The 450-nt window shown below is 55.3% G+C and carries 1 pseudogene; it reads left to right on the top strand.

Annotated features, from left to right (window positions below):
• Positions 1-450 (top strand): annotated as a pseudogene (locus tag Ga0074115_RS15555) (molybdopterin-containing oxidoreductase family protein); the annotation flags it as partial.

The raw sequence follows: 450 nt of genomic DNA, 5'->3' as shown, positions 1-450 counted from the left end.
TGAATAATCCCGTCGCCAAAGTGGATGTCTCTGGCGACGGGATTATTCTCGATGAAAAAACCGGCGTCTACTGGAACTACAAGAAGGCTGGAGTCAGCAAAGCCGAGGCCAAGAACAAAGGCTATCTGGGGGTCGAGGGCGCCAAGAAAGCCTATGTCGCCCAGAACATCGAGGGCACACCGCGTAAGGCCTATCCGCCGAACACCTCATTCATCAAGTCCGGCCTGCTCGACTTCTATTCCGATAACTTCGCGTCCAAGGGGTTCCCTGCATTCCCGACCTATACGCCGATACCTGAGCATCAGAAGATGGGCAAGGATGACTTGCACCTGACCACCTACAAGGTTGCTGTACATACCCACTCCCGCACAGCCCATTGCAAGTGGTTGTCTGAGATCAAGCACGACAATCCGGCATGGATCAACGCCAAAACCGCCGCCGCGCGCGGTA

The organism is endosymbiont of Ridgeia piscesae (assembly GCF_001443665.1).
GTDB lineage: Bacteria > Pseudomonadota > Gammaproteobacteria > Chromatiales > Chromatiaceae > Endoriftia > Endoriftia persephonae.
Note: the sequence above shows the minus strand (reverse complement) of the source record. Positions and strands in the feature narration are given on the sequence as shown.